Below are 1,036 nucleotides of genomic sequence, written 5' to 3' on the forward strand. Positions count from 1 at the left end.
AGTGGGTAGTTTTCGAGGACGGTGGTGGTGTCGAAGAGGTGGGTGTGGGGGGTTGTGTTGGTGATGGTGGTGAGGGGGAGGTGGTGGTGGTCGAGGAGTTGGGCTTGTTGGTTTTGGAGTTGGGTGAGGTGTTGGGTGAGGGTGTGGTTGTGGTTGATGGTGGTGTGGGTGGGGATGGTGTTGATGAAGAGGCCGATCATGGTGTTGATGTGGGGTATTTCGGGGGGTCGGCCGTTGACGGTGGTTCCGAAGGTGATGTCGTTTTGGTTGGTGTGGTGGTGGAGGAGGAGTGCCCAGGTTGTTTGGATGAGGGTGTTGAGGGTGTGTCCGTTTTTGCGGGTGTGGTGGTGGAGTTGGGTGGTGGTGTGGGTGGTGAGGTGTTGGGTGTGGTGTTGGGGTGGGGTGGTGGGTGGTGTGGGGTTGGGGGTGGTGAGGGTGGTGGGTTGGGTGAGGGTGTGGAGGTGTTTGGTCCAGGCGGTGGTGGCGGGTTGGGGGTTTTGGTGGTGGAGGTGGGTGAGGTAGGTCTTGTAGGGGGTGGGTGTGGGGAGTGGGGGGTTGTTGGGGTGGTGGTAGAGGGTGAGGAGTTCGGTGATGAGGAGGGGGAGGGACCAGCCGTCGATGAGGATGTGGTGGATGGTGAGGGTGAGGGTGTGGTGGTGGGGGGTTTGGTGGATGAGGTGGTAGCGGAGGAGGGGTGGGGTGTGCATGGTGAAGCGTTGGTTGCGGGTGTGGTGGAGGATGTTTTGGGTGTGGTGTTGGCGGGTGGTGGGGTTGTGGTGGGTGAGGTCGGTTTCGGTGAAGGGGATGGTGGTGTGGGTGGGGATGATTTGGAGGGGGTGGTTGTCGGGTCGGGTGAGGAAGCAGGCGGAGAGGTGGGGGTGTCGGGTGAGGAGTTGTTGTGCGGCTTGTCGGAGGCGTGGGGTGTTGAGGGGTCCTTCGAGTTCGAGGGTGATCTGGACGATGTAGATGTCGGGGGATTCTTCGTCGTAGAGGGCGTGGAAGAGCAGGCCTTCCTGCAACGGCGCCAACGGCAGGA

General features: G+C 61.5%; 1 protein-coding gene. It reads right to left on the reverse strand.

Features of this window, described 5'->3' with window-relative positions; translation table 11 throughout:
• Nucleotides 1-1,036: condensation domain-containing protein (locus ACFXG1_RS33195; protein WP_384745903.1), on the reverse strand; the 1,036-nt coding region annotated here is incomplete at both ends.

This window comes from Streptomyces sp. NPDC059248 (genome assembly GCF_042753905.1).
Classification (GTDB): Bacteria; Actinomycetota; Actinomycetes; order Streptomycetales; family Streptomycetaceae; genus Streptomyces.